A 26,916-nucleotide genomic window follows, 5' to 3' on the forward strand; every position below is an offset into this window, starting at 1 on the left:
CTCCTGTCGCAGCCGGACTACCCGGCCGCGACCGGAGGGAAACGCCGGACTACGGCGTCCAGGGGCTGTTCACGGCCCAGCTGACGTCGTCGGCCCAGGATGCCGAGGCGTCGAAGGTGTTGGGACCGCCGTTGCTCGCGATGTAGACGGTGTTGTTGTAGTGGCGGATGAAGCGGTCGGGGTAGTTGTACGAGGCGAAGGACGTGCCCTGCCCGTTCTTCCCCGCCTGCGGGCAGAACGTGGCGTCGGCGCGGAAGGTCGCGCTGCCGTCCATCGGCTGGCGCAGCAGCTGGTAGTTGTAGTGCCGCAGGAAGTCACCCGGGTAGTTGCGCGACTCGAACGAGACGCAGGACGGGTTCGCCAGGCCGCGGCGCACGATCCAGGACGCGTCGCTCTTGTCCAGCGCCGGGCTGGTGGCACTGACCACCGACGTGACCGCGTTGTCGAACTGGTGCCGGATGTACCGCGTGGTGCAGCAGGCGGTGGTGGCCCGCAGCGAGATCGTCGATCCGGCGTTCAGCGTGCCGCCCGCCACCGGGCTGGGGCCGCCGTAGCCGACCGAGACGACGTTGGCCTGCACGGCGTTGTCGGCCGCGTCGGTCGGCAGCCCGCTGGTCATCACGCCTTCGAAGAACGACCCGATCGAGCCGTTGCTGTTGTCGCCGCCGGTGCCGAGGACGATCGACCCCTCCTGCTGCATCGGGGAGTACCCCGGCTGGGTGGGCTCCGGGCCGGAGTAGCGCGTGGCGAGGCCGCCGGACTGGGCGTTGCCGTCCTTCGTGGCGAAGAAGTTCTGCCCGTTGTTCTTCAGCAGCGCGGTGACGAACGGCGCGCTGTTGCCGGTGTAGGAGCTGTTCTTGCTGGGACCGGCGTCGGACTGGAACAGGCCGTTCTCCAGGTCGGCCTGCACCCACGGGCCCTGGCCGACACACGGCGAGAACCAGCATTCGGTGCCGAAGTTGATCGCGTCCATGTGGCCGTTGCCGGTGTCGGCGATGGACACCTCGGCGTTGCCGTAGTCGAAGCAGCACCGGTTGTTGACATGGGTCCCGGACGTCACCATGTACATGCCCTCGGCTTGGCCGTTGACGGCGACGCCCGAGGCGGCGGTGTGCCGGTAGCCCATGCGGCCGGAGAACGACGCGCCGTACACCGCGTGGCCGCCCGCGGTCACGGGCAGCGCGTCCGCCGGCACGCCGGAGTTCGCCGGTCCCGCGGCGCCTGCGGGCTCGATGAACAGGTCGTTGTGCCGCGGCGACTGGTCGTAGATGACGCTGATGACGCACGTCGTGGTGGCGCAGAAGGAGTCCTGCGTGGCCGCGTTGGCGTACCCGCCCGCGGCCAGCAGCCCGACGTCGGCGACAGCGCCGTCGGAAGCGCGCTTCAGCTGGTACAGCGGGCCGTTGTAGGACGCGTACAACGCGCGGGTGGTGCTGTGCGCGGCGACGCAGGGGGTGCCCGCGGCGCCGTAGATGTCGCACGGCAGCGACGTGGCCGCTTCGGCGGCCTGGCCCGCGTTCAAGACGGTGGCGGCGAGCACCAGCGCACCGCCCGTCAGCAGTGATGCAGTTCTCCGAGCGAACATGAAAAACTCTCCGTTTCGGGGTGGGGGACCGCGGAAAAAGGCAGCGCGGAACGATTCCGGGTGCGGAGCCGGAATGAGGGAAAGACCTGGGGTGAGCCGGCCGGGCCTGGCCGCTTCCGGGCCTGTGATCAGGAGCGGAGCGAGGGGCTCAGGGCGAACCGGCGACGACGAACAGCATGGAAACCTCCCTGCGGCACTGCAAGGTGTTAACGCTAACATTTGTGCTGGAGAGAGCTTAGATGGCGAGTTCCGCGGTTGGCAACCGGCGTCGTCGAATTGCCGGGGGCGAAGCCGGAAATCTCCGGCGAATCGGGCAAAAGTGTCCACTGTGGACGTCGGTGGGGGCTTGACACCCCCGCCTTGTCATTCATACATTCGATGTCTCTTTGTATGAATGACGGGAGTTGGTCCGCATGCGGCTCGGCAAGACCGCCGTCGTCCTGGGCGGCAGTGCCGCCGGTCTGTGCGCCGCCGGCGCGCTCGCCCCGTACTTCGACCATGTGCTGGTGCTGGAACGCGACGAACTGCCCGCCGGGGCCGGGCACCGGCGCGGCGTGCCGCAGAGCAAGCACCCGCACTTCCTGCTGAACTCCGGGCGGCGCGCGATCGGTGCGCTGTTCCCCGGGTTCGAGGACGACCTCATCGCCGCCGGCGGCCTGCTGCTGATGCCGTCCATGGACGCGGCCTACCTCGACGGCCCGGGCTGGTCGGCCCGCAAGCGCAGCGCCATGACGATGGTCTACGGCTCGCGGATCCTCATCGAGCGCGTGCTGCGGGACAAGGTGCGCGAGCTGGGCAACGTCGTCGTCCGCGAGGGAGCGTCGGTGCGCGGCCTGACCACGCACGACGGCGAGATCACCGGAGTCGGCTTCACCGCGTCCGGCGCGGACGACCACGTCGACGCCGACTTCGTGGTGGACGCGATGGGCCGCGGCTCCCCGGTCGCCGGCTGGCTGGTGGCGGCCGGCTGGCCCGAACCCGAGGTGCGGACGCTCGACGCCAAGGTCACCTACACCTCCCGCTGGTACGACCTGCCCGCCGAACGCCCCGCGTCCTGGTGGTGGCGGCACCTGGTGATCATGCCGACGCCGGACAAGGGCGAACACCCCGCCGAGCACGAGTACCTGGTCAACTTCTTCCCCGTCGAAGGCAACCGCGTCATCGCGTGCATGGGGTCGTGGGGCCTCGAGATGCCCAGCACCACCGACGCCTTCGTCGAAACGGCCCGCCGGGTCCGGACGCCGTTGTTCGCCGCCGCGATGGACCGGTGCGAGCCGGCCTCCCCGGTCCACCTGACCCGGTCGACCGGCAACAAGTGGCGGCGCTACGACCGCCTGCGGACCCCGCCGCGGCGGCTGGTCTTCGTCGGCGATTCGATCTGCGCGTTCAACCCCTTCTACGCCCAGGGCATCAGCTCCGCGTCGGGTTCGGCGTTGCTGCTGCGCGAGCACCTCGCCCGCGCCGGGCACCTCGACGCGGGGTTCTCCGCGCGGTTCCTGGCCGCGCAACGCAAGCTGCTTCGCGTGCCGTGGAGCCTGGCCATGGCCCGGGACCAGGGCTACGCGTGCGCGACCGGCACCGAACAGCTGCCCGAATGGCGGCGGCGCCTCGTCGCGGCGCTGTCGGCCCCGGCGTTCAGCCTCGTCGTCGGCGCCGCCCGGGAGGACGCCGTGGTCGACGAGCACTTCGCCAAGGTGTTCAACCTGGACGAATCGCTGGGGCAGATGCTGCGCAACCCCCGCGTGCTCGCGGGACTGCTCCGCCACCGCGTCCGCAAGGCGCTGGGCCGCCAGCGGGTACCGTCCGGATTCGACCCCCAGGCGGAACCGCCGGCGACGGACTATTCGACGGCGGTCGCGCGATGAGTGCGGGCTGCGGGCCGGACGCCGAAGCCGTCACCCGCGGCCTCGGGTTCGGCTGCCACGACGTGTCCGCGGTGGTTTCGGTCCGGCCGCCGTGGGCGCTCGCGCACTGGACGATGCCGCTGCTGGAACTGCTCGTCGTGGGCGGCGCGGTGTTCGCGCTGGTGCACGCGGTCCGCCGGTACCGCGCGGGCGATCCGGTGAACCTGGCGTTGTGGTGGGCGTCGCTGGTCTACCTCTTCGTCACCGAGCCGCCGCTGTACTTCCCGGAGTGGTTCGGCCTGGACCGCCTGTACGGCTTCATCTTCGCCCACAACCGGTTCACCGTGCAGTTCATGGCGGACCGGCTGCCGCTCTACATCGTGGCGTTCTACCCGGTGATCAGCCAGCTCGCCTACGAGCTCGTGCGTTCGCTCGGGATCTTCCGCCGGGGCGCGCTGAGGAGTTCGGTGGCCGTCGCGTTCGTCTGCCAGGTGTTCTACGAGGTCTTCGACCAGCTCGGCCCGCAGCTGAAGTGGTGGGCGTGGAACCCGGGCAACGCGATCGTCAACCACCCGTCACTCGCGTCGGTGCCGATGACCAGCATGGTGCTGTTCGCGTCGGTTTCGATGGCGGCCATGACGTACCTGGTCGTGCGGCTGGCCGGCGGCCCGGTACCGCGCCGCGGATGGGCGCTGGTGCCGCGGATCCTGCTGGCCGGCGTCCTCACGCCACTCGCCATGGCGGTCGCCGGCATCCCTTCGGGGCTCGCGGGCGGAAACACCACGGCGAAGGCGTGGATCCTCGGCGTCGAACTGGTCCTGATCTGGCTGGCCGGTGCCGTGGTCGTCCTGCGGTCTTCCCGGCCGGAGCCGCTGCCGGCGTTCACGCGGTACTACCCGGCTGTCTACCTGGGCGGGCTGCTCGTGTGCTGGATCGGCGCCCTGCCGGCGTACTTCGCCGCCCAGGACGGTCTCACCCCGGAGGGCACGCCGATCGGCAGCGGGCTCTACGCGCTCGCCTGCTTCGCCGTGGCCGGGCTGCTGCTGCTCGCGCTGTCGCGGAAAGCACCTGCCGCCGGCTGACCCCGCCGGCTCGGGGAAGATGGACCGTATGGGGCACCACGGATGGCAGGGCAACCCGCCCGGCACCGAAGACGAGGCACGCCGCCGGATCGTCGAAGCCGCGACGGCGTGCCTCGACCGGGCCGGCCTGGCCAAGACGAGCCTTTCCGACGTCGCCGCCGAAGCCGGCGTCACCCGCCAGACCGTCTACCGCTACTTCCCGGGCCTGAAGGACATCCTCCGCGCGGTGGCACTGGCCGGGGTGGAGGAGTTCGCCGGGCGGATGGAACGCCACCTGGCCGCGTTCGGCAGCGCCGAGGAAGCCGCGGTGGAGTCCGTGGTGTTCGCGGTCCGGGCGATCCCCGGTGAACCGCACATGGGCCTGCTCCTGCAGGCGGGCGAAGCCGACTTCTTCACCGACGGGGTCGTCTCCCCGCTGGCCTTTTCCTACGGCGCGCGGATCCTCCGCAACGTCCCGGTCGACTGGGCGGCCGCCGGCGTCACCACCGAGGCGGAGCTGCGCGGGCTCGCCGAGCTCCTGATGCGGCTGTTCCTGTCTTTCCTGCAGTACCCGTCGACCCCGCCGCTCACCGACGACGAACTGCGGACCCTGGTCCGCCGGTGGATCGGGCCGGCGTTGCGGGGGTAGTTTCGCTGTCGGTGTCCGCACGGTCGCGCTGTGGTCGGGAAAAGGACTGCGCCGAATGCGATGACAATTCCTGACAACGCGGATCTGTGACGGTGCCCACGTCCGATCCGCGGAATGCCGGACGCGGGCGGCGAGGAGGTTCAGTCCCCGCCGCCCGCGCGGCCGTGATCTTTCCCCAGTGATCTGCCGGCCACCGCGTTACTTCTTGGCGGCGGCGACCTTCTTGCGCGGCGCACGCTTGCGCGGCGGGGCGGCGGGCGTCTCGGCTTCCTCGGCCTGGGCGGCCTCGTAGGCGGAGATCACCTCGGAGGACAGCCGTCCGCGCTCGGAAACCTCGTAGCCGTTCGCGTTGGCCCAGGCGCGGATCTGCTGGTTGCGCTCGCGGTCGGTGGTGCTGGTCGTGGTCGACTGGCCGGTCGCGACCCGGACCTTCCGGCCGCCGATGCGCCGGCCGGCCGCGATGTAGCGGGCCAGTTCGTCGCGCAGGGCGGTGGCGTTGCCGTCCGAAAGGTCGATTTCGTAGGTGACGCCGTCGAGGCCGAACTGAACGGTCTGGGCGGCGGTGCTGCCGTCGATGTCGTCCAGGATCTCGACGAGGACTTTCTGGGCCACGTGAATGCTCCTCAGCTGGATGTGCGTCCGGGGGAACGCGACATGTGACAAGTTGCACAATGGTCGGCGTTCTTCGGTGGAGTGTATCCACCCGAGGAGAGATACGGCAATTTCCTCCCGCAACCGCGGAACGGACGGCGGCCGGCCGGGTCCTGATAGGACTGGCCGGCCGCCGCGTTCCGGGCGAAAGGCCGCACCCGCCCGGTTCGCCCGGGAGCGGCAATACCGGCGGAAATGGCGGCCCGGAATCTAGGTACCGGAGGGTGTGGACCCCTGCTCGCCGTGGTGGTAGGGCGGATCGGTGGGCACGGCCTCGCCGGCGTCCCCTTCGGCCGGATCGGCCAGGTCGGCCTTCTCGGCGGCTTCTTTGGCCTCTTTGATGGACTGCCGGCTCCGGGCGAGGTCGTCGTCCCCGGGCCGGTTTTCGTTCTCGGTCATCGCCACTCCTCGGTCGGACGGGGTTTCTTCCGGCTACCCCGGGAGACCGGAGGACAACCACAGCCGCCCGATTCGGACGGCGTTCACCCCAACGGGTGGGTCGGGGGAATTCTCCGGCGGGGTGCGGGTGGATCGGGTGAGCGGGTGACCGGGACCGGTTCCGGGCCGGGGGAAACGGCGTTCACCGCGGCGGTGGTGGTTCCTGGGGAAGAGGGGAATGTCGGGGCGGAATGCTCGCGCGGGGAAGGGCGGCATTCCGGGAACCCGGCGGCTCATGTGGGCTCGGCGAGGGATGGGCTGGGGGCTTCGCCGGAACTCATCGCCGCTCGCTGATGTCGGTTCGGCACGGGAACGGCCTCAGTGGCCTCCGGAGGGCGAAAGGGTGCGCCGCCGGATCACAACGCCGCCGGAGGGTGTTGGCGTGCGGAGGGGCTGTCTGAGCGCTGGGGTGGGCTGGAGCTGGTGCGCTGCGGCGGGTGGTGTTTGCGCGCCCAGAGACGGCCGGGCGGTGGTGTGCCGCCGAGCTTGGTGTTTGCGCGCGGAGGGGTCGGCGTGGGCGGTGGTGCGCTGTGGCGGCTGGCCTTGCGCGCCGAGAGACTGCCCGGCGTGGTGCGCAGCCGCGGTTGGTGTTCGCGCGCGGAGGGGCTGTCTGAGCGCTGGGGTGGGCTGGAGCTGGCGCGCTGCGGCGGCTGGTGTTTGCGCGCCGAGGGGCTGGCATGGGCGAGAGCCGGTGCGCCGCCGTAATTGGTGTTTGCGGGCCGAGGGGTCGGCGTGGGCGGTGGTGCGCTGTGGCGGCTGGCCTTTGCGTACCGAGGGGCTGGCATGGGCGAGAGCCGGTGCGCCGCGGCCGGCGTTCCCTCGGCGCGCCGCAGCCCCACGCCTGCCTGCACCCACCCGGAAACGGCGGAAGGGCCCCGCACCAGCCTGGTGCGGGGCCCTTCCGAGGTCGCCGTTGTTACTTCTTCTTGGCGGCCGACGTGCGCTTGGCCGGGGCCTTCGCCGCCGTCGTCGTCTTCTTCGCCGCCGCGGTCTTCGTCGCCGCCGCCGGCTTGGCCGCCGCCGTCTTCGCGCGGGTGGTGGTCGCCTTCGCCGTGGTGGCCTTGGCCGCCGTCGTCTTCGGGGCCGCCTTCGTGGCCGTGGCCTTGGTCGCAGTCGCCTTCGCCGCCGGCTTCGCGGCCGCCGTGCGGGTGCGGGTCGTCGTCGAACGCGTGGTGGCCGGCTTGGCCGCCGCCGCGCGCGAGGTGGTGGCCCGCGAAGTCGTCGCCTTGGCCGGGGCCGACGCGGCCGCGGTCTTCGTGGCGGTCGCCCGGGTGCTGGTCGTCGCCGCGGTGGCGCGCTTGACCGGGGTGGCCTTCGGCAGCTTCTTGGTGCCGGAGATGACGTCCTTGAACGTGGTCCCGGCGCGGAACGCGGGCACGTTGGTCTTCTTCACCCGCACGGCCTCACCGGTGCGCGGGTTGCGCGCGGTCCGGGCGGCGCGAGCGCGCTTCTCGAACACCCCGAAGCCGGTGATGTTGACCTTTTCGCCCTTGTTGACCGTCCGGATGATGATGTCGACCAGACCGTCAACGGCCTGCGAAGCCACCTTCTTGTCGCCCAGACGCTCCGACAGCGCCTCGATCAGCTGGGCCTTGTTCGTCATTCCAGTCCTCCATAGTGGAACTACTCGTCACGGCCCATCTCGGCCGACACTGCACACGGTATTACCAATACCGCACAAAATCCAACCGGGGGTCGAAATATTTCCTTGTACGAGGGCGGGTTCCGCCCCCGCCGGGACCTCCCCCGGACGCCGCCCGGAACGCGACCCGGACCTCCGCCATGCCCCTGAGCAGGCAAAACCCGGTACCGCCGCCGTCCACAGTGGTCGTCCATATAGGACCCGAGGCCCTTCCGGAGAACTTTTCCCGCGACACGCCGGAGCGGGCACCCCGGCGTGTGGCCGATGCCACCGCCGGCCCGATCCCCCGCAGCGGCCGGGGATCGCGGGCCGCCCGGACGGCCCCCGGAGCCGGGGGCCGCGGGGGTCTCCGGGCGCTCCCGCCGGGGCGGCAAGGGGATTGGCCGACGGCGCAGCGAACTCCGCCGCGGCGACGGCCGCCCGGGTGCCCGGCGACGGGTACGCGCCCGGACCCGGAAGGGCCTGCGGTGCCGGAAAGATCGCCCCCGAAGGGTGAGCTCACTCGTTCGGCGCAGTCGTGGCCTGCGGTGACGGCCTGCGGTCCCCGCCGCGGCAACGCCGTGTTGGCCGCGGGACTGTCGTCCCCCCGGGCTAGTCTGCCGCGGGAGGAAGCCCCGGGCGGACAGGGAGAACCGTGGACCAGGAGACGCTCACCACCGTCGTCGGACGGGTCGCAGGCACCGAGGACTCGACGCCGCTGCAGTTCTGCGTGGCCATCGACCCGGAAGCCTATCTGCAGCTCGACGACGTCGTCGTGACCCGGCGGCAGCTGCCCGGGCTCGGCGAAGTCACCTCCTACGGCGTCGTGACGCAGGTGAGCGCGCGGCACGAGGGCGCCAGCTTCGGCAGCGACGTCTTCCTGATCTCCGACGGGGTCCTGCCCGCCCAGGTGCAGGAGATCGCCGAGATCGCCACCACCCGCGTCGAACCCGAGTGCTACGTGCCGCCGAAGCCGGGGTCGGTCGTCGAGCGCGCCAAGGGGGAAGATCGCGCGCAGGCGCTGTACTTCGACAACATGACCCGCCAGGTGGCGGTCGGGCTGGGCCGGGACGGCGAACCCGTCTACCTCAACATGGACTTCCTCGACGGCACCCGCGGCGCGCACGTCAGCATCAGCGGCGTCTCCGGCGTGGCCACGAAGACGTCGTTCGCGTTGTTCCTGCTGCATTCGATCTTCCGCGGCGGCGCGCTGCCGAACGCCCACAACGCCAAGGCCCTCGTCTTCTCGGTCAAGGGCGAGGACCTGCTGTTCCTCGACACGCCCAACGTCCACCTCGACGAGAAGCTCACCGGCGAGTACCTCAAGCTGGGCCTGCCCGCGGAGCCGTTCGCGTCCGTCGGCTTCTACGCCCCGCCCACGCCGTCGGACACGACGGGGAAGCCTTACGTGACCGGGCGGACCTCCGGCGTCGGCGCCTTCTGGTGGACCATCGCGGAGTTCTGCGCCCAGGACCTGCTGCCCTACGTCTTCGCCGACGCCGAGGACGAGCGCAACCAGTACACGATGGTCATCCACCAGGTCGCGAACCGGCTGCACCACGACAGCACCCCGGCGGGCAAGGACGGCGCCGCCACCGTCGACGGCGTCCTGTGCCGCACCTACGCCGAGCTCATCGACGTCATCTGCGACCGCGTCACCGACGAGGAAACCCGGGCGAGCTGGGCGGGCGCGGTCACCGGCGCCGGCACGGTCAACGCCTTCATCCGCCGCCTGCGCTCCAGCCAGCGCGCGCTGAACGGCCTCATCCGCGGCGACCTCGCCGACCACCCGGCGCGCAAGCTGTCCACGGAGAACCAGCAGGTGACCGTCGTGGACATCCACAACCTCGTCGAGCGCGCGCAGCGGTTCGTCGTCGGCGTGACGCTCGCGGCCGAGACCGCGCGCAAGGAGGCGGCCGGCCCCGGCGGGCTGCTGTTCACCATGCTGGACGAGCTGAACAAGTACGCGCCGCGGGAAGGCAGCAGCCCGATCAAGGAGGTGCTGCTGGACATCGCCGAGCGCGGGCGCTCCCTCGGCGTCATCCTGATCGGCGCGCAGCAGACCGCCAGCGAGGTCGAGCGCCGGATCGTCAGCAACAGCTCGGTGCGGATCGTCGGCCGCCTCGACGCCGCCGAGGCTTCGCGGCCCGAGTACGGCTTCCTCCCGGCCAGCCAGCGGGTCCGCGCCACCCTCGCCACGCCGGGCACGATGTTCGTGAGCCAGCCGGAGATCCCGGTGCCGATCGCCGTCGGCTTCCCGTTCCCGGCCTGGGCCACGCGGCTTTCCGAGGCCGGGCAGGTCCCGGCGGCCACCGCAGCGCCGGCTACGTCGAAGAAGAACAGCGATCCCTTCGCCGGCCTCCCTTCGCGCGGCAGCGACCCCTTCGGTGACGACCCGCCGCCGTTCTGAGCCCACCGCCCACCCCCCGAACGGAAGGACGAAGGGTGAAGTTCCTGCACACCTCCGACTGGCACATCGGCAAGACGCTCAAGGGCCGCAACCGGCTCGACGAGCAGCGGGCCGTGCTCGGCGAGATCGTCCGGATCGCGCGGGACGGGCGGTTCGACGCGATCCTCGTCGCCGGCGACCTCTACGAGACGTCGGCGCCCTCGGCGGCCGCGCAGGAACTCGTGGTGCGGGCGCTGATGGCACTGCGCGAAACCGGTGCCGAGGTGCTCGCCATCGCCGGGAACCACGACCACGCCGCGACCTTCGAGGCGTACCGGCCGCTGCTGCAGGCGGCCGGCATCCAGCTCACCGGCGATCCCCGCCCGGTCCACGACGGCGGCGTCTTCTCGTTCGACGCGCGTTCGACGGGCGAGCGCGTCAACGTCGCCGTGCTGCCGTTCCTTTCGCAGCGCTACGCGGTCCGCGCCGCGGAGCTGCTCACCGGGACCCCGGCGGACAACGTCGGCCAGTACGACCAGCGCGTGCGCGACATCCTGGACCACCTCAAGTCCGGGTTCACGCCCGGCGCGGTGAACCTCGTCATGGCGCACCTGACGGTGACCGGCGGCGCGATGGGCGGCGGGGAACGCGCCGCGCAGTCGATCTTCGAGTACCACGTGCCCGCGACGGCGTTCGGCGCCGAACCGCACTACGTCGCCCTCGGCCACCTGCACCGGCGCCAGTCGCTGCCGGCCGCGTGCCCGGTGCACTACAGCGGTTCGCCGTTCGCCGTCGACTTCGGCGAGCAGGACAACACCAGCGTCGTGCTGTCGGTGGAGGTGAGCCCGACGACGCCGGCGAAGGTCACCGACATCCCGCTGAAGGCGGGCCGGAAGCTGCGGACGGTCCACGGCACGGTGGCGGAACTGACCGCCCGCGCCGAGGAGTTCGGCGAGGATTACCTTCGCGTGTACGTCCGCGAAGCGACCAGGGCCGGGCTGCGCGAGGAGATCCAGGAAGCCCTGCCGAACGCCCTGGAGATCCGCATCGACCCGGAGTTCGCCGCGCCGGTGACGGCTTCGGGCGGCGACCGCGCGGTCGCGGACCGCTCGCCGGGGGAGCTGTTCGCGGCCTACTGCGCGGAGCGGACGGTCGACGACAAGCGCGTGCAGACGCTCTTCGCGCGGCTGCACGACGAAGAGACGAGCGGGGTGTGACATGCGGCCAGTGCTGCTGGAGATGACCGGCTTCGCGTCCTTCCGCGAGAAGACCGAAGTCAGCTTCGAGGACACGGACTACTTCGCGCTCGTCGGCCCGACCGGCGCGGGCAAGAGCACCGTGATCGACGCCCTCACCTTCGCCCTCTACGGGTCCGTCGCCCGCTGGGACCACGAGGGCCTCGTCGCGCCCGCGCTGGCGCCGACGGTCAACCGCGCCACCGTGCGGCTGGTCTTCGACGCCGGCGGCGCGCGCTACCACGTGGTGCGGGAAGTCCGGCGCAGCGGCGGGAAGAAACCCACGGTCAGCGTCAAGAACGTCCGGCTGGAACGGCTCGCCGACCCGGCCGCGCTCGGCGGTCCGGAGGACGACGCCGACGCCATCGCCGCGGACTCCGAGGTGACCCCGGCGATCGAACGCCTGCTCGGGTTGACGTTCAAGCACTTCTGCACCTGCGTCGCGCTGCCTCAGGGCGACTTCGCGGAGTTCCTGCACGCCAAGGCCGCCGACCGGCAGAAGATCCTCATCAAGCTGCTGGGCCTGGAGGTCTACGAGCGGATCGGGCGCCGCGCCGGGGTGACGGCGGAGCAGCAGAAGCAGCGCGCCGCCGTCCTCACCGAGCAGCTCGGCAGCTACGCCGACGCCACCGAGGAAGCCGTCGCGGACCTGGCCGCGCGGATGACCGCGCTCGCGGAGCTGGACGCCCGGGTGAACGCGGCGCTGCCGGGACTGCACGACGCGGCACGCGCGCACGACGAAGCCCGCCAACACGTCGCCACGCTGACGCAGGAGCTGAGCGTCCTCGAGGCGGTGGAACGCCCGGACGGTGTCGAAGACCTCGAAACCCGGCGCCGGACGGCGGCGGAGGCGGCCACGGCGGCCCGGGCCGGGCTGGAGACGGCCGAAACGGCGGACGAAACCGCCCGGGCCGCGCTCGCCGCCGCTCCCGCGCGAAGCGAGCTGGAACGGATCCGCGCCGACCGCACGGAGCTCGCCGCGACCGAGAAGGCGCTCCCGGGCCTGGAAGAAGCCGCAAAGGCGGCAACGCAGGCCAAAGACGCCGCCGCCGTCGCGGTCGCCGAAGCGGTGTCGATCGTCGAAGCGGCCCGGAAGAACCGGGACACCACGGCCCGCGCGGCCGAGAACGCCGCCGCCGAAGCCGAGAAGGCCCGGCACGACCGCGATCGCCTGGCCGGGCTGAAGGCGCCCGCCGAGCTGGGGGACCTGACGGCCGAAGCGGCGCGGGTGGCTAAGCGCACGGCGGACGCGGCCGCTCGGCTCGACGCGGCGGAGGCCGCCGACGCCGAAGCGCGGGCTGCGCTGGCGGCGCAGCCCGACGTCGCCCCGCTCGCCGCTGCCCGCTCGGACGCCCGCACGCTTTATACAGTGTGCGACGCGCAGCGGAAGGCCGCGCCGGAGCAGGCCGCGCGCCGCAAGGAACTCGAAGGCGCGCGAACCGCCTTCGCGCGTGCCGACGCCAAAGTCGCCGAAGCGAAGGCCGAGCTGGCCGAAGCCGAACGCACCGGGCAGGCCCTGGTGCTGCGGGCCGGGCTCGCCGTCGGGCACGCGTGCCCGGTGTGCGAGCAGGAGGTCTCGACGCTGCCGGACGCGGGCGGGCACGCCCACCTGGCCGAGGCGAAGGAACGCCTCGAGCGCGCGGAACGGGATCGCGCCACCGCCGAGTCGGCGCTGCGCAAGCTGGAGCGCGCGGTGGACCGTGACGCCGACGCGAGCGCGTCCGCGGCCGCGCAGGCGGAAGAACTGCGTGCCGCCCTCGTGGGTGTCGAAGGGCCGCCCGGGTCGCCGGTGCTGCGCCGCCCGGTCGAGGCCGCTTTCTCGGAGCAGGACTACGCGGATCTCGTCGCCGCCGTGCGGGAACGAGGGGAATGGCTGTCGGCGACGATCGACGGCCGCGCCCGCGTCGCCGAGGCGGCCCGGGCCGCGGACGCGGAACTCGCCGCGGCCCGCGCCGAACGCGCGGCGGCGCAGCACGACGCCGACGTGCTCGGGAAATCCGTCGCGGCCGCCCGCGAAGCCCTGCGGGTGGCCCGCGATCCCCTGGTCGAGCTGGGCGCGCCGGCGATCGACGCCGACGACGTCCCGGCGGCCTGGCAGCGCCTGACCGCGTGGGCGGCTGCTGCTTCGGCCGAACGCCGCACGGTCCTGGCTTCCCTGGAGGCGGCCGCGGAAGCCGCGGGCAAGGAAGCCGCCGTCGCGGCCGACGACCTCACCTCCGCCGAGCGGAGTGCCGAACAACGGCGGAAGCGGGCGGAAGAGGCGGCGCTGGCCGAGCAGGCGGCGAGCACCGGGTGGGCGAACGCCCGCCGTCGCCACGGCGAACTGACCGCGGCCCTGGCCGGCGCGCCCTCGGCCGAAGTCGTCACCGAGCAGCTCGCGAAGGTCGCTTCGCTCGAAGAAGCCGCGAAGGCGGCGGACGCGGACCTGCGAACCGCGCGGGCGGCCGCGAAACGCGCGGTGGAAGCGCAGGAGGGCATCGGCGCCCAGGTCGACGCGGAGCGGCAACGCCTGTCCCGGGCGCGGGATCCGCTGGTCCGCCTCGGTGCGCCGCCGATCGACGGCGAAAGTCTCCTGGACGCCTGGACCGCGCTCACGGAATGGGCCGCGCGTCAGGCGGCTGCCCACCGCGAGCGGCTGGCCGCGGCGACGACCGCCGAAGGGGAAGCCGCCGAAGCGTTGCGCGTGGCCGAACGCGCGGTCGCCGACGACGTCACCGCGCTCGGCGTCGCCGTGCCGGAAGGTCCGGTGCGGGACCGCGTCCCGGTCGCCGTCGCGGCCGCCCGGGCTCGCGCGGAAGGCGACCACACGGAGATGCAGCGGCGGGTCGCCCGGGTGGCCGGGCTGCGGGGCGACATCGCGGCCGCGGAGTCCGACGCCCAGGTCGCGCGGCTGCTCGCGGATCTCCTGCGCTCGGACAAGTTCCCGCGCTGGCTGATCGCCGGGGCCCTCGACACCCTGGTCGCCGAAGCCTCGGCGTCGCTGCTGGAGCTGTCCGGCGGCCAGTTCGAGCTGACCCACGACAAGGGCGACTTCCTGGTGGTGGACCACAACGAGGCCGACGCCCGCCGCCCGGTGAAGACGCTGTCCGGCGGCGAGACGTTCCAGGCGTCGCTCTCGCTGGCCCTCGCGCTGTCCTCGCAGCTGGGCGCGATGGCCGCCGAGGGCGCGACCCGGCTGGAGTCGATCTTCCTCGACGAAGGCTTCGGGACGCTGGACGAGGCCACCCTCGACGTCGTGGCGTCCACATTGGAGAACCTCGCCGCCACCGGCAGCCGGATGGTCGGGGTGATCACGCACGTGCCGGCGCTCGCCGAGCGCGTCCCGGTGCGGTTCCAGGTGACCCGGGACGGCGCCGGCTCGCACATCGCCAGGGAGGGCGCATGACCGTTCCGCAATTCAATGCGGTGGCCGGGATGAACTTCAGCATCGACGCCTGGGACCCGGGCTACGGCAGCTCGATGGAGGCCGAGGACCTCGGCCGGTCCCAGGCCGAGGTCGAGCTCGACGTCGAGGTGCCGGCGGCCGAGTGGGCCCCGATCGACCCGTCGCCGGTTCCGGTGCCGGAGGCGGTGTGCTTCGTCGACGGCGTCCGGCGGATCGACGCCCGGGTCTGGATCGACGACCCGGCCGGGACGAACTCGGCGTCCATCGGCATCTGCGCGTCCTACGCGGCCGGGGTCGTGTGCTGCTGCGAGGGGCAGGCGCACGTCGTCGGCACCGACGTCCGGCGCGGCCTCTTCACGGTCGCCCCGCGGGCGGACGACATCGCCACCCCGGCCGGGATCTACACCGCGCACCGCGCGGCGGCCAAGGAGGACAAGCCGCTGCCGGTGGTGCTGTCGTCGGCGTTGCAGGAGCAGCTGGCCGAAACCGAGCTGGAGACCGCGATCCGGGCGCGCACCGCGATCGCCGGCCACGTCCGCGACGACCTGCTGGTCGTCGACGGCCCGCTGCGCGGCCGGGCGCACCTCGAGCGGACCGTCGGGTTCATCAAGAGCCACCAGACGACGTACCTGCCCGGCGAGCTCAACTCCCTGGTCGGCCGGCTCGGCGCGCACCAGCGCACGCCGGTGTTCCTGATGGGCACGACCTGGGTGCGGCATTCGTGGTACCTGCGGCTGCCGTCGGCGGGCGGCCCGCCGTGGTCGGGGGTGGTGCGCGTGGAGGCGGCCCCGCACCTCGGGCGCGCGGAGGTGGCCGAGCTGGCCAACCTGACGCAGTCGGTGCTGGGGCGGTTCGCGTCCGTCCCCTACAAGGACTCGCGCGCGCCGCAGAACCTGTACCCGATCGCCGGGCTGGAGCGCGACCTGCGGCACCGGCTCGGCGACCAGCAGTTCGTCTACCGGGCGCTGCGGCTGGCCGCCGCCCGTTAGGCCGATCAGGGTTTTCTCGGCCACGGCCGCCGGTGCGTGTTCCCGGGCTTGAGCCGGGGAAACCCGGGAATTCAAGTACGTGAACGTAAATCGAGTCTATGTTTCCTTGTCACGTATGGGTTAGCTTGGCCGCCGTTGGTCCCGTTCGATGGCGAGGGAGACTCGATGCGCTACGGCCCGCTCGTTTTCGTCGTGGTCCTGGGGTTGTCGACGGCGACGCCGTCGGCCGCGGAAGCCCAGCCGTGGCGCGACGCCCGCCAGTCACCCGACAGCCGGGCCGCCGAGCTCGTCGCCGCGATGACGCTCGACGAGAAGATCTCCCAGCTGCACCTGCAGCCCGACGCCGAGCACCAGCGGTTCGTGCCGCCGATCCCGCGGCTGGGCGTGCCCGGCTTCCGGATCGCCAACGGCCCGGCGGGCATGGGCCCGGCCGACGACAAGCCGCAGAAGCCGGCGACCGCGCTGCCGGCCACCATGGCTTTGGCGTCGACGTTCGACACCGGCCTCGCGCGCCGGTACGGCCGCCTGATCGGCGACGAGACGCGCGCGCTCGCGCACAACGTGTCGGAGGGGCCGGACATCAACATCGCCCGCGTCCCGCGCAACGGCCGGACGTTCGAGGGCATGGGGGAGGACCCGGTGCTCGCGGGCACCCTGGCCGCCGCCGACATCCGCGGCATCCAGGAGAACGGCACCATCGCCGAGGTCAAGCACTTCGCGGCGAACAACCAGGAGACCGATCGCCACAGCATCGACGAGCGCATCGACGAGCGCACGCTCAACGAGCTCTACCTGCCGCACTTCGAGCAGGCGGTGACCGAAGGGCGCGCGGGCTCGGTGATGTGCGCCTATCCGAAGATCAACGGGGTGTTCACGTGCGAGAACCCGGCGCTGCTGCAGGGCAAGCTGCGTGACGACTGGGGGTTCCGGGGGTTCGTCCAGTCGGACTGGGGTGCCGCGCACAGCACCGTCGGCTCGGCGAACGCCGGCATGAACCTCGAAATGATCGACGGCACCTGGTACGGCGAGAAGCTGAAGCAGGCCGTGCTGGCCGGGCAGGTCACCGAGAAGCGCGTCGACGAGCTGCTGCTGCCGCGGTTCCGCACGATGTTCGCGTTCGGCCAGTTCGACCACCCGCCGGTGCTCACCCCGCTGCCCACCGCGCAGCACGACGCGGCCGCCAAGGAGTTCGCCGAACGCGGCATGGTGCTGCTGCGCAACGAACACGCCCAGCTCCCGCTCGACGCGGGCGTGCGGTCGATCGCGCTCATCGGGCCGTTCGCCACGAAGGCCAAGACCGGCGGCGGAGGCAGCTCGGCCGTCATCCCGACGTCCACAGTGGACCCCTTGCCGGGCCTGCGGCAGCGGGTTCCCGGTGCCCTCGTGACCCTCGACGACGGCAGCGACGTGGCGCGCGCGGCCGCGCTGGCCGGGACCGCCGACGTCAGCGTCGTGATGGTCGGGGACAACGAAGCCGAGGGCAAGGACCGGCCGAGCCTGGCCCTGGACGGCAACCAGGACGCCCTGGTGGCGGCCGTCGCCGCGGCGAACCCGCACACCGTGGTCGTGGTGAAGAGCGGCGGCCCGGTGCTCATGCCCTGGGCGTCGCGCGTGCCGGCGATCCTGCAGGCGTGGTACCCCGGCCAGCAGGACGGCGCGGCGGTGGCGGGCGTGCTCTTCGGCGACGTCAACCCGTCGGCGAAGCTGCCGATCACGTTCCCGGCGGCGGACGCCGACACCCCGGCGAACACCCCGGCGCAGTTCCCGGGTGTCAACGGAGTGGCGACGTACTCGGAGGGCCTGCAGGTCGGCTACCGCTGGTTCGACGCGCAGGGCCGCACGCCGCTGTTCCCGTTCGGCCACGGCCTGTCGTACACGACGTTCGCCTTCTCGGACCTGAAGGTGCGCACCACCGGCGACGGCGCCACGGCGACGTTCACGGTGCGGAACACCGGCCATCGCGAAGGAGCCGAGGTCGCCCAGCTCTACCTGGGTTTCCCGGCGGCCGCGGGCGAGCCGCTGCGGCAGCTGAAGGGGTTCTCGCGGGTTTCGCTGCGGCCGGGCCAGGCCCAGCGGGTGACGATCCGGCTGGACGCGCGTGATTTCTCGGTCTGGGACATCGGCAAGCACGCGTGGCAGCCGGTGCGTGGCGGGTTCACGGTGTCCGTCGGGGACTCGTCGCGCTCGCTGCCGCTGCAGGCACCGCTCGCGCGATGATGGCGGGGTGACGGCGGAGCTCAGGCCTTACAGCCCGGCGCGTTCTCGGCGGCGAGCATCAGCTCCGGCGACGACGTCACCGCGCCGACCGGGTCGTAGGTGCCCTCGATGTCCTGCTGCGCCTGCTCGAGGGCTTCGGCCGCCGGGGCCTGGGACGCCTGGTCGCCCGGCTTCGCGCGGTCGAGCCGGGCCTTCGCCGCTGTCGCGCGGTCGTGGGCTTTCGAGAACTTCGCCGCGAACGCCCGGCGCGCGGTCTCGGCGACCGGTACCGGCGCGGCGGGCAGCGCGTCCAGTTCGGCGACGACCTCGCCGGTGCGGGCGGCCATCGCGCCCAAGTCCGCGCTGAGTTCCCGCTGCGCCTCGGCGACGCTGCCGGGAGTCGGCCGCGTGGGGTCCGCCTCGCGTTGGGCGCGGTTCCGGTAGCCGTGGACCGCGGTGCAGAAGCCGTCCATCCAGTGCACCAGTACCGGATCGGCGATGGGTGAGGGCGGGATGGTGTCGACCGGGCTCAGGTAGTGGGAAGGCGGGGCTTCGGCCGGGGTGCGCTCGCAGGCGGTCAGCAGCAGGCCGGTGGCGAGCAGCGCCGCAACGATCTTCACGGGTGTTACACGCGCGAGGGGCCCGGAAGGTTGCGTCAGGCGGCGGCGAGTGTCCCGCCCAGGGCGAGCCTGCCGTCTTCGGTGAGCTCCGCCCGCGTCCACTGCCCGACGGCGACGACTCGCGCCGGCCGGATCAGGCCGGCTCGGGCCAGCTGGTGGGCAGTTGCCTGGTCGCAGCACGGCAGGCCGTCGACGCGGAGGTCGGGTTCGCAGCTGCAGGTGAGCTCGGCGCGGCCGGCGTCGACGGCTCGCAGCATCGCCAGGGCGCGGCGGTTCAGTTCGGTGGTCATGGTCTCCCCCTTTGTGGTGCTGATACTTAGGAGACGTGACGGGCGTCACCGAGTACGCGGTTTTGGCGAGGCTCACTCGAATAGGTGCATGACGGTGACCGAGTCGTCATGTGAGCTGGGTGGGTTCCGGTGCCTGAAGGCGCCGGTTGCGCTTCGCCGCCTTGAACCCGCCGGTTGGGCTGTTCCGCCACCCCGATGCCCGATTGTGACTACGGCCGGCGGCACCGGGTCAAGGCGGGAAAGCGTGCCTTGACCCGGTGCCGCCGGCCGTGTTGGGGCTTCGGATCGGGGTTGCGGGGGTCTGGGTGGCGTCGTGGTGCCGTTCCGCTCTTGCCCTCCGGTGTTTGTTGCCTTTGCGCTCGGGGTGCTGTTCCTGCGCGTCCGCGGTTTGTTCGGGCCTCAGAGGCGTTCTTGCAGTGCGTCCGCTGCTGCGAGCAGGTCTGCTGCCCAGCGGGCTCCTGGTTTGCGGCCGATTCGCTCGATCGGGCCCGATACCGACACTGCCGCCACCACGGTTCCCGCCGAGTCGCGCACGGGGGCCGAAATGCTGGCCACTCCCGGCTCGCGCTCGGCCACGCTCTGCGCCCAGCCGCGCCGTCGGACCTCCAGGAGCGTTCGCTCGCCGAAGACCGCGTCCGCCAGGATTGTGCGCTGGGTGTGCGGGTCCGCCCAGGCCGCCAGCACCTTTGCGCCCGATCCTGCCGTCATCGGGAGCCGGGAGCCCACCGGGACCGTGTCGCGCAGGCCGCTCGGGGGCTCGGCCGTCGAGACGCACACGCGCTGGACTCCGTCGCGGCGGTACAGCTGGACGCTTTCGCCCGTCACGTCGCGCAGCTTCGGCAGGACCACGCCCGCCGCGTCGAGGAGGGGGTCCGTCGAACCGCCCGCGAGCTCGGCCAGTGCCGTACCGGGGCGCCAGCGCCCGTCCGGACCTCGGCGCAGCAGCCGGTGCACCTCCAGGCCCACCGCGAGCCGGTGCGCGGTGGCCCGGGGGAGGCCCGTCCGCGTGCACAGTTCCGCGAGGCCGCAGGGGTCGTCCGCGACCGCCTGCAGGACGGCCACTGCTTTGTCCAGTACTCCGATACCGCTATGCTGTCCCACGACCCGATACTAGCGTCCCGCACTTTGGGAAGTCCAGCATCTGGGAAAACCCTGAACTCGAGCTGCGCCCTCCCTCCGTGGCTCGCATCCCGTTCGCAGGTGCGCGCGGCGAGTTCGTCGACGAACCGTGGAAGGAGCCGGAGATGACCAGCCCGACCGGCAAGGCCCGCACGCTGGCGGAGAAGGTGTGGGAAAGCCACCTCGTGCGCCGAGGCGAAGGCGCCGAACCGGACCTGCTCTACATCGACCTCCACCTGCTGCACGAAGTCACCAGCCCGCAGGCCTTCGACGGCCTCCGCCTGGCCGGGCGGCCGGTGCGCCGCCCCGACCTGACCATCGCGACCGAGGACCACAACGTCCCGACCGTCGACATCGAGCTCCCCATCGCCGATCCGGTCTCGCGCACCCAGGTCGACACGCTTCGCCGCAACTGCGCCGAGTTCGGGGTCCGGCTGCACCCGATGGGTGACGCCGAGCAGGGCATCGTGCACGTCATCGGCCCGCAGCTGGGCCTGACCCAGCCCGGCATGACCGTGGTCTGCGGCGACAGCCACACCTCCACGCACGGCGCGTTCGGCGCCATCGCCTTCGGCATCGGCACGTCCGAGGTCGAGCACGTGCTGGCCACCCAGACGCTGCCGCTGCGTCCCTTCAAGACGATGGCGATCACTGTCGACGGCGAGCTGCGGCCCGGCGTCACGGCGAAGGACATCATCCTGGCGGTGATCGCCAAGATCGGCACCGGCGGTGGCCAGGGTTACATCCTGGAGTACCGCGGCTCGGCCATCGAGGCCCTCTCGATGGAGGCCCGGATGACCGTCTGCAACATGTCGATCGAGGCCGGCGCCCGCGCCGGGATGATCGCCCCCGACGAGACGACGTTCGCCTACCTGAAGGGCCGTCCGCACGCCCCGCAGGGCGCGGACTGGGACGCGGCGGTCGAGAACTGGCGGCAGCTGCGCACCGACGACGGCGCCGAGTTCGACGCCGAGGTGCACCTGAACGCGAGCGAGCTGACGCCGTTCGTGACCTGGGGCACCAACCCCGGCCAGGGGCTCCCGCTGGGCGCCGAGGTGCCCGATCCGGAGCAGATCCCGGACGAGAACGACCGCATCGCCGCAGAGAAAGCCCTGTCCTATATGGACCTGAAGCCGGGCACGCCGCTGCGGGAGATCGCCGTGGACACCGTCTTCCTCGGCTCCTGCACCAACGGCCGGATCGAGGACCTGCGGGCCGCCGCCGAGGTGCTGCGGGGGCGGAAAGTGGCGGACTCGGTCCGGATGCTGGTGGTTCCCGGCTCGATGCGCGTCCGCAAGGCGGCCGAGGAGGAGGGGCTCGACCAGGTCTTCACCGACGCGGGCGCCGAGTGGCGCCAGGCAGGCTGCTCGATGTGCCTGGGCATGAACCCGGACCAGCTGAAGCCGGGGGAGCGCAGCGCGTCGACGTCGAACCGCAACTTCGAGGGCCGGCAGGGCAAGGGCGGCCGGACGCACCTGGTGTCGCCGCTGGTGGCCGCCGCCACGGCCGTCCGGGGCACGTTGTCGTCGCCGGAAGACCTGCTGACCGCCGCCCGCTGACCACCCGAGGAGCTACCGCCATGGAACCGTTCACCCAGCACACCGGCGTCGGCGTCCCGCTGCGCCGGTCCAACGTGGACACCGACCAGATCATCCCCGCGGTCTACCTCAAGCGGGTGACCCGGACCGGCTTCGAGGACGGCCTGTTCGCCGCCTGGCGCGGTGACCAGGACTTCATCCTCAACCAGGAGCCGTTCAAGAACGGGAGCGTGCTGGTCGCGGGGCCGGACTTCGGAACCGGTTCCTCCCGCGAGCACGCCGTCTGGGCGCTGATGGACTACGGCTTCCGGGTCGTCATCTCCGCCCGGTTCGCCGACATCTTCCGCGGCAATTCCGGCAAGGGCGGCCTGGTGGCCGCGCAGTGCGAGCAGCACGACGTCGAACTGCTCTGGAAGCTGCTGGAGAACGAGCCCGGCAGCGAGGTCACGGTCGACCTCGAGGCCAAGACCGTGCGGGCCAAGGACTTCACCGCGCCCTTCCAGATCGACGACTACGTCCGCTGGCGGCTGCTGGAGGGCCTCGACGACATCGCTCTCACGTTGCGCCATGCCGGTGAGATCGACAGCTTCGAGGCGGCCCGCCCGTCCTGGAAGCCGACGACGACGCCGGTGTCCGCGGGCTGATCGATTTCCGGGGCGGAATCTCTTGCTGCGCAAGGGGTTCCGCCCCTTTTCGTGGATGTCGGTTTCTCTGCCGAACGGCCCTCCGCGAGCCCTTTTACCGGGGTGGCGCGCGAGGCGGAACCCTTCCCGGGACAAGGGAAAGTTCCGCGTACCGTTTGGAATTTGTGCTGCGTTGGTAATACCGTGTCGCTAGCCGGCCGATGCGGCCGTGGAGCCTTCCTGGAGGACTGGACATGGCCAACAAGGCCCAGCTGATCGAGGCGCTGACGGAGCGCCTGGGCGACAAGAAGGCCGCTTCCGAGGCGGTCGACGGTCTGGTCGACATCATCATCCGGACGGTCAACAAGGGCGAGAAGGTCAACATCACGGGCTTCGGCGTGTTCGAAAAGCGCGCCCGCGCGGCCCGGACGGCCCGCAACCCGCGCACCGGCGAAGCGGTGCGGGTCAAGAAGACGAACGTGCCGGCGTTCCGCGCCGGGACCACGTTCAAGGACGTCGTTTCCGGAGCGAAGAAGCTGCCGAAGGCAACACCGGCGAAGCGAACGGCAACGAGCACCCGCACGACGGCGGCCAAGCCGGCAGCGACGACGACCACCCGCTCCCGCACGGCGGCGGCCAAGCCGGCGGCGACTCGGACAACGGCGGCCAAGGCCGCCCCGAAGACGACGACCACCCGGGCAAAGGCGGCCCCGAAGACGACAACGGCCCGCACGACGGCGGCCAAGACGACGGCGGCCAAGACGACGGCGGCCAAGACGGCCACGGCAAAGCCGGCCGCAGCGGCGAAGACAACGGCGGCGAAGACCACCACGGCCCGCAAGACGACGGCGGCGAAGGCACCGGCCAAGCGGACCACGACGGCGGCGAAGAAGGCCTGACCACCCGAAACTGTCGGACCCCTGCGGTAACGTGAAATCAGGGGGTCCCCTGGGGGGGTGACCTCCTGTTGGGCGAGCAGTGATTCGGCGGGGCCCCGCGCGACTTGCGCGGGGCCCCGCCGCATGTCCGGGTGCGGCGGTGGTGCGGCAGAAGCGATCCACGCCCGCCGCCTGCCCAACCCCGGACTCGGCCGGCTCCCGTACCCAGGCGGTCGGCTCGCGTACCCCGACGGTCGGCTTGCGTACCTAGGCGGTCGGTCCGCGAATTCGTCCGGTCGGCTTGCATGCCTGGATGGTCGGTCCGCGTACCGGGGCGGTCGGCTCGCGTACCCCGGCGGTCGGCCGCGAATTGAGCCGTCGCCGGCTAACCGAGACCCCGGGCGCGCGAATCCGAGCGCCCGGCCAAGCAAGCCGACCATCCCGGTACGCGGACCGACCATCCAAAACCGCGAGCCGACCCTCTCGGTACGCGAGCCGACTGTCCAGGCACGCGCAACCCGACTGTCCCGGCACCAACCGACCCTCCACACACGCCAGGCAGTGGTCGCCCAAAGTCACCCATCGCCGGTGCCTGCCACCGAACCGGCGCCGTCCGCCACCCACTCGGCGCAACCGTCGCCCCGGAAGCGGTTCCGTCCAATTTCCCAAAGTTGCTTGAGCGCCCGGCCGAGTGATGCCACGCTGCGTTCCTGGCCCGCGTCCGGCGGGGCCGGCGGGGCGAGGCGAACCTGGGGGCGACCACCATCGACATCCGGCTGCTCGGCCCGTTCCAGGTGCTCGTCGACGGTTCGCCGGTCGTGCTGACCAGTTCCCGGCAACGCGCGCTGCTCGCCACCCTCGCCCTCTCCGCCGGGCGGCTCGTCTCCATCGATGCCCTCGCGCGTGGTGTCTGGGGGGAAACTCCGCCCGCGCACATCCGCGGCAGCCTGCAAACCTACGTCATGCGCCTGCGCCGGCTCTGCGGCGAAGACTCCGTCGTCACCGAACCGGACGGCTACCGGCTGGTCGTCGACCCGTCCCGGGTGGACGCCCTGCGCTTCCTCCACACCCTCGACCAGGCCGCGTCCGCCACCGGACCCGCCCACCGGCGCGAGCTGCTCACCACCGCCCTCGGCACCTGGGGCGGCGTCCCGCTCGAAGGCGTCGGATCTCCCGCGCTGGCCGCCGAATGGGGGCCGCTGCTGACCGAGCGGTACCTCTTCGCCGTCGAACAGCGCATCGATCTCGACGTCGGGCTCGTCCCCGATGCGCGGCTCGTCGCCGAACTGACCGACCTCGTCGCGCAGCACCCGCTGCGGGAGTCGTTGTGGGAACGGCTGGTGCGCGCCCTCGCCCGCTCCGGGCGCCGCGCCGAAGCGTTGGCGCGCTACGCCGGGTTGCGCGCGTTGCTGGCCGACGAACTCGGCGTCGAACCGGGCGAAGACCTTCGCCGCCTGCACGCCGAACTGCTCGCCGCCGATGCCGACCCGGCCGTCCACACCGTGCCGCGGCAGCTGCCCTTCGACGTCGCCGGCTTCACCGGCCGCGGCCCCGAAATCGCCGAACTCGACCGGCTGCCGCCCGGTGGCGCCTCCGGCATCGTCGTCATCGAAGGCACCGCGGGTGTCGGGAAGACGTCGCTGGCCGTGCACTGGTCGCACCGCGTCCGCGACCGCTTCCCCGGCGGGCAGCTGTTCCTCGACCTGCGCGGCCACTCCGCCGGCACCCCGGTCACGCCCGGCGCCGCGCTGGCCGGCTTCCTCCGCGCCCTCGGCGTCCCGCCCGAGACGCTGCCTTCCACAGTGGAGGAACGGTCGGCGCTGCTGCGCAGCAGGCTGGCGGGCAGCCGCACCCTGATGCTGCTCGACAACGCCCGCGACGCCGACCAGGTCCGCCCGCTCCTGCCGGGGCCCGGCAACCTCGTCGTGGTGACCAGCCGGAACCAGCTGCGCGGCCTCGTCGCCCGCGACGGCGCCCGCCGCATCGCGTTGCGTTCGTTCGACGACCGTGACGCCACCGCGCTGCTCGCCGGCAGCGTCGGGCCGCAGCGGCTCGCCGCCGAGCCCGACGCCGTCGCCGAACTCGTCGAGCTCTGCGGCCGGCTCCCGCTGGCGCTGGCGCTGGCCGGGGAACGCGCTTCCCGGTTCTCCGGCGTTTCGCTCGCCGGGATCGTCGAAGAACTCCGTGACCAGCGGCTGCGGCTCGACACCCTCCGCGACCCGCAGGACGCCGGCACCGACCTGCGGGCCGCGTTCTCCTGGTCGTACAAGGCCCTGCGCCCGGCCGCCGCGCGCTTCTTCCGCCTGCTCGGGCTCCACCCCGGCCACGGTTTCACCCTGTCGTCGGCCGCCGCGCTCGCCGGCGCCGACCTGCGCGAAGCCCGCGAACTCGCCGACCAGCTCGCCGCCGCCCACCTGCTCAACCAGCCCGGCACCGACCGCTACCAGTTCCACGACCTCCTGCGCGTCTACGCCGCCGAACTCGTCGAAACGGAAACGACCGCGGGCGAACGCGAAGCCGCGCTGCGCCGGCTCGTCGACTGGTACCTCGCGAGTGTCGCCGAAGCGAACAAACTCGTCCGCCCCGACCTGCTCACCGAGGACATCACGCTCGACCCGGCGCCGCTGCCCGCCGTCCGGTTCGCACAGCACGAGCAGACGATCGCCTGGTACACGACCGAACGCCAGGCCCTGACGGCGCTGGTCGGCATCGCCGCCGGGCACGGCTGGACCGCGCACGCGTGGAAGCTGGCCTGGCTGCTGCGCGGCTTCTTCGCCGAACGCCACGACCGTGAAGACTGGATCACCACCGCGCGCACGGCGGTCGCCGCCACCCGCGACGCCGGCGACAACATCGGCCTCCAGTACAGCGCGAACAACCTCGGCTCGGCCTACCTGCGCACGCTGCAGCCGGACAAGGCGCTCGAAGCCCTGGAGGAAGCGCGCGCGGCGTCGGAGGCCGGCGACGGCACGGCGCTGACGGTGGCGATCCTTTCCAACCTGGCCGGCGCGTACTACGTCCGCGCGGAATACGCGAAAGCCGAGCGGCACGCGCTCCAGGCGGTGCGGCTGGCCCGCGACAACGGCCAGCGCACGTTCGTCCCGCACGCGCTCCTGAACGTCAGCGCCAGCCGCATCGGCCTGCGCGACTACGACCACGCGGCCGAAGCGGCCCAGGCCGCCCACGAGGCTTTCGCGGAACTCGGCGACCGCTACCACGCGGCGCTGGCGCTCGGAAACGTCGCCGAGGCCCTCGAAGGAGCCGGCCGGCACGACGAGGCGGAAAGCGCCGGGCTCGCCGCTCTCGCCGAGCTGAAGGAACTGAACGCCGACTACGGCACGATCGACGTCCAGATCACCCTCGGGCGCCTCAAGCACCGGATGGGGCGGGCCGGGGAAGCGAGCGGTCACTGGGCCGAGGCGCTGACGGTCAGCCAGCGCCTCGGCGATCCCCGCGTCGCGGAGATCCAAGCCCTGCTGGCCACGGTGCCGACAGAAGACCCCTCGCCCGGGGATGCGCCGTACCCCTAGCCCGGCGCAGCCCAGCGGGACCCTGATCCAGTACACCAAGATCGACTGTCACACCGCTGTCTTGTGGCGGTAGAAGTTGTCGGGGCGGTGGGTCGGGCTGGCGTCGAAGGTTTCGATCGGGTGTTGCGGACCCGCCGGTTGGGGTGTTCCGCCACCCCGATGCCCGATTGTGACTACGGCCGGCGGCACCGCGTCAAGGCCGAAGCGCAGGCGCTGATGGCCGACGCGGTCGGCGCCGAGCACACGTTCTTCTCGACGTGCGGCAGTTCCCTGTC

19 protein-coding genes are annotated in these 26,916 nt (G+C 72.1%); 12 read left to right on the forward strand and 7 right to left on the reverse strand.

Annotation, left to right across the window (positions count from 1 at the left end; translation table 11 throughout):
* Positions 1 to 49: 49 nt before the first annotated feature.
* Positions 50 to 1,585 (reverse strand): alpha-L-arabinofuranosidase B, encoded by a 1,536-nt coding sequence (locus AB0J55_RS35660; RefSeq protein WP_364258891.1) that lies wholly within the window; start codon positions 1,583 to 1,585, stop codon positions 50 to 52.
* 413 nt (positions 1,586 to 1,998) lie between these two features.
* On the opposite strand from AB0J55_RS35660, the gene AB0J55_RS35665 reads away from it, so the two are divergent.
* The 3 genes from AB0J55_RS35665 to AB0J55_RS35675 are packed head-to-tail and all read left to right on the forward strand — an operon-like array spanning position 1,999 to position 5,139.
* Positions 1,999 to 3,450, forward strand: a complete 1,452-nt coding sequence (locus AB0J55_RS35665) for an FAD-dependent monooxygenase (protein WP_364258894.1) — start codon at positions 1,999 to 2,001, stop codon at positions 3,448 to 3,450.
* A complete protein-coding gene (locus AB0J55_RS35670) occupies positions 3,447 to 4,511 on the forward strand; it encodes a hypothetical protein (RefSeq protein ID WP_364258897.1) in 1,065 nt (354 codons plus the stop codon). The genes AB0J55_RS35665 and AB0J55_RS35670 overlap by 4 nt, the downstream gene beginning before the upstream one ends.
* A gap of 28 nt (positions 4,512 to 4,539) precedes the next feature.
* Positions 4,540 to 5,139, forward strand: a complete 600-nt coding sequence (locus tag AB0J55_RS35675; protein ID WP_364258900.1) for a TetR/AcrR family transcriptional regulator — start codon at positions 4,540 to 4,542, stop codon at positions 5,137 to 5,139.
* Between the two features lie 198 nt (positions 5,140 to 5,337).
* Here AB0J55_RS35675 and AB0J55_RS35680 read toward each other — a convergent pair whose 3' ends face one another.
* From AB0J55_RS35680 to AB0J55_RS35690, 3 genes are all read right to left on the reverse strand, one after another.
* Complete coding sequence (locus AB0J55_RS35680) at positions 5,338 to 5,751, reverse strand: Lsr2 family protein (protein ID WP_364258903.1); 414 nt, start codon at positions 5,749 to 5,751, stop codon at positions 5,338 to 5,340.
* Between the two features lie 249 nt (positions 5,752 to 6,000).
* Positions 6,001 to 6,189 (reverse strand): hypothetical protein, encoded by a 189-nt coding sequence (locus AB0J55_RS35685; protein WP_364258906.1) that lies wholly within the window; start codon positions 6,187 to 6,189, stop codon positions 6,001 to 6,003.
* Positions 6,190 to 7,144: 955 nt separating this feature from the next.
* Positions 7,145 to 7,831 carry an HU family DNA-binding protein gene (locus AB0J55_RS35690; RefSeq protein ID WP_364258909.1) on the reverse strand — a complete coding sequence of 229 codons (687 nt, stop codon included), beginning with the start codon at positions 7,829 to 7,831 and terminating at the stop codon, positions 7,145 to 7,147.
* Between the two features lie 673 nt (positions 7,832 to 8,504).
* Between AB0J55_RS35690 and AB0J55_RS35695 the strand changes: the two genes are divergently transcribed.
* The 5 genes from AB0J55_RS35695 (at position 8,505) to AB0J55_RS35715 (ending at position 18,064) form a co-directional block, all read left to right on the forward strand.
* The gene (locus tag AB0J55_RS35695; RefSeq protein ID WP_364258912.1) at positions 8,505 to 10,259 is read left to right on the forward strand and encodes an ATP-binding protein; all 1,755 of its coding nucleotides are present in this window, start codon (positions 8,505 to 8,507) and stop codon (positions 10,257 to 10,259) included.
* A 35-nt stretch (positions 10,260 to 10,294) separates the two neighbouring features.
* A complete protein-coding gene (locus AB0J55_RS35700) occupies positions 10,295 to 11,455 on the forward strand; it encodes an exonuclease SbcCD subunit D (protein WP_364258915.1) in 1,161 nt (386 codons plus the stop codon).
* A 1-nt stretch (position 11,456) separates the two neighbouring features.
* Entirely contained in the window at positions 11,457 to 14,858 is a 3,402-nt protein-coding gene (locus AB0J55_RS35705) for an AAA family ATPase (RefSeq protein WP_364258918.1), read from the forward strand.
* Positions 14,855 to 15,847: a hypothetical protein gene (locus AB0J55_RS35710; protein WP_364258921.1), complete on the forward strand. Its 993-nt coding sequence runs from the start codon at positions 14,855 to 14,857 to the stop codon at positions 15,845 to 15,847. Before AB0J55_RS35705 ends, AB0J55_RS35710 begins: the two co-directional genes overlap by 4 nt.
* 165 nt (positions 15,848 to 16,012) lie before the next feature.
* Complete coding sequence (locus AB0J55_RS35715) at positions 16,013 to 18,064, forward strand: glycoside hydrolase family 3 C-terminal domain-containing protein (protein ID WP_364258924.1); 2,052 nt, start codon at positions 16,013 to 16,015, stop codon at positions 18,062 to 18,064.
* 20 nt (positions 18,065 to 18,084) lie between these two features.
* On the opposite strand, the gene AB0J55_RS35720 is transcribed toward AB0J55_RS35715, so the two are convergent.
* The 3 genes from AB0J55_RS35720 to AB0J55_RS35730 all read right to left on the reverse strand — a co-directional run bounded on the left by AB0J55_RS35720 (position 18,085) and on the right by AB0J55_RS35730 (position 20,054).
* Positions 18,085 to 18,663, reverse strand: coding sequence for a hypothetical protein (locus AB0J55_RS35720; protein ID WP_364258927.1), 579 nt, complete (start codon positions 18,661 to 18,663; stop codon positions 18,085 to 18,087).
* A gap of 35 nt (positions 18,664 to 18,698) precedes the next feature.
* A complete protein-coding gene (locus tag AB0J55_RS35725) occupies positions 18,699 to 18,953 on the reverse strand; it encodes a hypothetical protein (RefSeq protein ID WP_364258930.1) in 255 nt (84 codons plus the stop codon).
* A gap of 399 nt (positions 18,954 to 19,352) precedes the next feature.
* A complete protein-coding gene (locus AB0J55_RS35730; RefSeq protein ID WP_004560682.1) occupies positions 19,353 to 20,054 on the reverse strand; it encodes an IclR family transcriptional regulator in 702 nt (233 codons plus the stop codon).
* 143 nt (positions 20,055 to 20,197) lie between these two features.
* Here AB0J55_RS35730 and leuC point away from each other — a divergent pair, with 143 nt between their 5' ends.
* From leuC to AB0J55_RS35750, 4 genes are all read left to right on the forward strand, one after another.
* The gene (gene leuC / locus AB0J55_RS35735; RefSeq protein WP_364258933.1) at positions 20,198 to 21,631 is read left to right on the forward strand and encodes a 3-isopropylmalate dehydratase large subunit; all 1,434 of its coding nucleotides are present in this window, start codon (positions 20,198 to 20,200) and stop codon (positions 21,629 to 21,631) included.
* Between the two features lie 20 nt (positions 21,632 to 21,651).
* Positions 21,652 to 22,254: a 3-isopropylmalate dehydratase small subunit gene (leuD, locus tag AB0J55_RS35740; protein ID WP_364258936.1), complete on the forward strand. Its 603-nt coding sequence runs from the start codon at positions 21,652 to 21,654 to the stop codon at positions 22,252 to 22,254.
* A gap of 233 nt (positions 22,255 to 22,487) precedes the next feature.
* Entirely contained in the window at positions 22,488 to 23,132 is a 645-nt protein-coding gene (locus AB0J55_RS35745) for an HU family DNA-binding protein (RefSeq protein WP_364258939.1), read from the forward strand.
* 797 nt (positions 23,133 to 23,929) lie between these two features.
* Positions 23,930 to 26,641 carry a BTAD domain-containing putative transcriptional regulator gene (locus AB0J55_RS35750; protein ID WP_364258942.1) on the forward strand — a complete coding sequence of 904 codons (2,712 nt, stop codon included), beginning with the start codon at positions 23,930 to 23,932 and terminating at the stop codon, positions 26,639 to 26,641.
* The last annotated feature ends 275 nt before the right edge of the window (positions 26,642 to 26,916 follow it).

Source organism: Amycolatopsis sp. NPDC049688 (assembly GCF_040674975.1).
GTDB lineage: Bacteria > Actinomycetota > Actinomycetes > Mycobacteriales > Pseudonocardiaceae > Amycolatopsis.

Bases quoted from the DNA above. Each gene is read 5' to 3' on its own strand.
- AB0J55_RS35670 (WP_364258897.1), top strand. From the start codon at position 3,447: ATGAGTGCGGGCTGCGGGCCGGACGCCGAAGCCGTCACCCGCGGCCTC.
- AB0J55_RS35675 (WP_364258900.1), top strand. From the start codon at position 4,540: ATGGGGCACCACGGATGGCAGGGCAACCCGCCCGGCACCGAAGACGAG.
- AB0J55_RS35725 (WP_364258930.1), bottom strand. From the start codon at position 18,953: ATGACCACCGAACTGAACCGCCGCGCCCTGGCGATGCTGCGAGCCGTC.
- AB0J55_RS35745 (WP_364258939.1), top strand. From the start codon at position 22,488: ATGGCCAACAAGGCCCAGCTGATCGAGGCGCTGACGGAGCGCCTGGGC.
- AB0J55_RS35685 (WP_364258906.1), bottom strand. From the start codon at position 6,189: ATGACCGAGAACGAAAACCGGCCCGGGGACGACGACCTCGCCCGGAGC.
- AB0J55_RS35665 (WP_364258894.1), top strand. From the start codon at position 1,999: ATGCGGCTCGGCAAGACCGCCGTCGTCCTGGGCGGCAGTGCCGCCGGT.
- AB0J55_RS35660 (WP_364258891.1), bottom strand. From the start codon at position 1,585: ATGTTCGCTCGGAGAACTGCATCACTGCTGACGGGCGGTGCGCTGGTG.
- leuD (WP_364258936.1), top strand. From the start codon at position 21,652: ATGGAACCGTTCACCCAGCACACCGGCGTCGGCGTCCCGCTGCGCCGG.
- AB0J55_RS35710 (WP_364258921.1), top strand. From the start codon at position 14,855: ATGACCGTTCCGCAATTCAATGCGGTGGCCGGGATGAACTTCAGCATC.
- AB0J55_RS35705 (WP_364258918.1), top strand. From the start codon at position 11,457: ATGCGGCCAGTGCTGCTGGAGATGACCGGCTTCGCGTCCTTCCGCGAG.
- leuC (WP_364258933.1), top strand. From the start codon at position 20,198: ATGACCAGCCCGACCGGCAAGGCCCGCACGCTGGCGGAGAAGGTGTGG.
- AB0J55_RS35690 (WP_364258909.1), bottom strand. From the start codon at position 7,831: ATGACGAACAAGGCCCAGCTGATCGAGGCGCTGTCGGAGCGTCTGGGC.
- AB0J55_RS35715 (WP_364258924.1), top strand. From the start codon at position 16,013: ATGCGCTACGGCCCGCTCGTTTTCGTCGTGGTCCTGGGGTTGTCGACG.